Origin of the sequence: Candidatus Phytoplasma gossypii (genome assembly GCF_030586975.1) — a bacterium.
Taxonomy (GTDB): domain Bacteria; phylum Bacillota_I; class Bacilli_A; order Acholeplasmatales; family Acholeplasmataceae; genus Phytoplasma; species Phytoplasma citri.
The window spans coordinates 1-3,627 of record NZ_JAOSIT010000042.1 but is presented as its reverse complement, the minus strand read 5'-3'; the positions used below and the strand labels follow the sequence as shown (position 1 = coordinate 3,627).

At 29.5% G+C, this 3,627-nt stretch carries 4 protein-coding genes; all 4 read left to right on the top strand.

Annotated features, from left to right (window positions below):
* The first annotated feature begins 196 nt into the window (after window positions 1–196).
* Window positions 197–1,066 carry a MetQ/NlpA family ABC transporter substrate-binding protein gene (locus OC698_RS02725; RefSeq protein WP_304513173.1) on the top strand — a complete coding sequence of 290 codons (870 nt, stop codon included), beginning with the start codon at window positions 197–199 and terminating at the stop codon, window positions 1,064–1,066.
* Window positions 1,067–1,102: 36 nt separating this feature from the next.
* A complete protein-coding gene (locus OC698_RS02720) occupies window positions 1,103–2,026 on the top strand; it encodes a MetQ/NlpA family ABC transporter substrate-binding protein (RefSeq protein WP_304513172.1) in 924 nt (307 codons plus the stop codon).
* A 16-nt stretch (window positions 2,027–2,042) separates the two neighbouring features.
* Window positions 2,043–2,366, top strand: a complete 324-nt coding sequence (locus OC698_RS02715) for an aminotransferase class V-fold PLP-dependent enzyme (RefSeq protein ID WP_304513171.1) — start codon at window positions 2,043–2,045, stop codon at window positions 2,364–2,366.
* Between the two features lie 556 nt (window positions 2,367–2,922).
* Window positions 2,923–3,627, top strand: a 705-nt coding sequence (locus tag OC698_RS02710; RefSeq protein WP_304513170.1) for a reverse transcriptase domain-containing protein, incomplete at its 3' end; no start/stop codon positions are given.

Genomic DNA, 3,627 nt, shown 5'->3' with positions numbered 1-3,627 from the left:
AGTTCTTGAGAGAGAGTAAATTAGGGAAAGCCGGATGCTGGGAAACTTGCTTGTCCGGTTTGGACGGGGGCTGATTGTAAATAAAACAGCAAATATAAATCGCTGCATAAAACGCAATTAATCTATCTGTATTTTTATTAATTAAAATATTTTATAAAACAGATATTGTTTTTTAATTGTTTAGAAAGAACAAAATATGAATTTTGCTAAATCCCAATTACAAACCATAAAAGTGGCTAGTCCGATACAAGCCGTACTGAATACTTTAAATAAAGCTAAAGAGATTTATTTTTATCAAGGAATAGATTTGCATGTTATTAAAACAGATTGGACGGAAGAAAGTATTGATAAATTATCCGACGGCTCTATAGATGGATTAATTTATACTAATGTACATGTTTTTAAAGCTTATAATGAATTTTTAAAAAAACAAAATAAAGAATTATTTTCTTATATACAACCTTTTTATCATTCTAAATATGGTTTATATATAAATCGTAAAAATCCAAAACAATTAACTAATTTAGAAACAGTTAAAAAATATCAAAATTTAAAAGTATTATTGGCCGTGTCTTTTGCTTTTATTCAGCCGTGCGATATGTCTCGTTCACTTTTATTATTAAAAAATTTAGGATTAATCAACATTCCAGAACATATTATTAAAACTAAAAAATTAGCTATTAGTTTGGAAGATATCAGTAATCCATATAATTTACAATTTATTAAAACTTCGCAAATACCTTATCAATTCGAACAACCAGACAAATTCGATTTAATGGCTAATTGGCCAGCTTTTATGAAATATAATGAAGATTTTATTCGAATTGGTTCGAATATTTCTGATAATCAAGAGCCTCAAGATGAATTAGTAGAATCATACGCTATAGCTTTAATTTCGCGCCAAAGCAATGAAAATAGTAAAGAAATTAAATTATTACAACAAATATTACAAAATCCAGAAGTTAAAAAATTTCATGCTAATCAAACAACTAACGGAGAAATTGATTATGTAATGATCTCTGATCCAGAAAAACTTAAAGACCGAATTGTACGAAATTGGTTATAAAGAAAATATAAAAATAGAAGAAGGTCCATTGAAAAAATGTTTAATTGTCAATCATGCAATTGCGAAACAAAATTAAAAAAAATTATCAAAATAGCTACTAATTTTCCATCTACTTTAGAAACTTTACAAAAAAATAAACATTTAATTAATCAAATTGGTTTTGAATTACAAATTTTCGATGAAAATCAATTAAAAGAAAAATATCAAGTCAATTGTAATGATGCTTTAAAAGAGGGGATTATTGATTTTAATATTGCTAATAATTTCCATACTATGAAAGCTTATAATCATTATTTTATTCCTGAACCTTTAGAACGTTTAGAAATGATTGAACCATTTTTTCATCCTAAATATGGTTTATATTCGCACAAAAACAGTCCTTTAAAAATTAAAAATTTAGAAGATGTAAAAAAAATAAAAAATGCTCGAGTTCTTTTTGCTCCTTTTAATGATTTATTCACAGCTCCATGTGATTTATCACGTTCACTATTATTGTTAAGAAAATTAAATTTAATTAAAATTAACGAACAAATTATTCAAAAAAAAGGATATAATTTGTCTTTAGAAGATATTGAAAATATTTCGAATTTACAATTTATTAAAACAGATAATATTTTTAAAGTAGCTCAATTATTTGATGATTATAACAAATATGATTTAGCTATTAATTGTCCGGGATTAATGAGACAAAATAATAATTTTTTACGTTTAGGTTCTATTGGTTTAGGAATTAACGAAAACGAAGAACCTACAGATATTGTTTTTTCATCATATGCTATCATTTTGGCTGCTAAAAAAAATTGCCAAAATAATCAAAATATTCAAGCAATGCAATGGTTTTTAAGAAATAAAAAAGTTCAACAAACTTTATTACAAACAGGTCAACCTAATTATGACTATATTATAGTTGGAAATCCGGAACAACTTAAATATGATATATTAAATAAATTTGATAAATAAAAAGATAGATTTTGATATGGTTAATCAATTTCGTGATTATTTCCCTATTTTTAAAAAAAATCCTAATTTAATTTATTTCGATTCAGCAGCAACTACTTTAAAGCCAAAAATGGTTATTGAAGAATTACAAAATTTTTATAATAACAATGGTATGAATATCCGTTCTTCTTCTAATTTAGCTATGCAGAGTAATTTCTTAATTGAACAAACTCGAAAAGATATATCGACATTTTTAAATTCTCATCCTGAAGAAATTATTTTCACTAAAGGCGCTACTGAATCTTTAAATATGGTGGCTCAAATGCGGGCGCCAAAGATGCCTAAATTTCGCGCTATCTAACCAATAGCCAGGGCCGATAAACCCTGAAAGGAAATGGTCGGTTCAGCAAACGAAAGGATGTTGGATTATAGCAGACCATAAAAGCGGGTTGCGACAAAAGCAAATTAGTCAAGAGGACTCCGCAACCGAATAATTCTACGGAGAAGCCTGCAATGGCCTAAGAAGGAAAATTGATGTAATAGCCAAACCTGCTCCGGAAGTTGCTTAAACGGACAGTCCAGAGCCTACTAATATATAGCATTTGTATTGGGTAGTTTATCATATAAGGAAACCTGGAATCAGCCTCCTAAAGAGGATACTTCCCCTAAAGAATTAAGGTAGAAATTTAGTGTAACTTGGAGAATCCTAAAACTAAGTAATTAATTTTACTAATCTGGAAATAAAAGCCCGGATGGTCAAGGATAAAGCATCTTCTGAGTAGTCGTAAGGGTAAACCTAAATTTGGAATAATTTAGTTAATCAGCTTACCGAGAAGAGAGTTAATGACTCTCATAGGGCGAAAGAAGAAAGTAATTTATTATTTATTCAATGGTATCAAGGAAGGGGTTGATATACAATGTCAACAACCGTTTCACTAGAAACTAAACTTTCGCGAACATTGAATAGAATTCAACATCGTTCATCAAATGGTTACTCCTTAAAAAGAGAGTTGCAACAAGGAATGAATAACTTCTATAAAACGTTAACAGCATTTAATAAAATTGCTACTAACAAAAGGGCGGGCACACCAGGTGTGGACAATGAAACCATTGATGGGGTTAATCTAGAAAGACTAGAAAGATACCATCAGGAATACGTCAATAATGGTTATAACCCCAAACCAGTTAAAAGAATTCTCATTCCTAGTGATAATAAAAGAACCAGACCCTTGGGGCTACCTACTATCAAAGACCGGCTAATACAAAAATGCCTCGAACAACTCTTAACTCCCTATTTTGAAAATATTTTTTCAGAATGGAGCTTGGGATTTAGAACCAAAAAATCTTGTCATGACGCCATTAAACGTGTCAAACAAAGATTTAAAGGAATTGATTACATTATCAAAATCGACCTGAAAGGCTACTTTGATATGATTAATCATGAGATTCTCATGAGAACCTTAAATCGGTTCATCAGAAAGAATAAAGTCCTCTTAACCATTAACAAATGGTTGAAAGCCGGCTTCATGAAAGATGGGGTCAAATACGAATCCTTATCCGGTTCTCCTCAAGGAGGAATCATTTCTCCCTTGTTGGCGAATGTATATTTACATTACATCGAC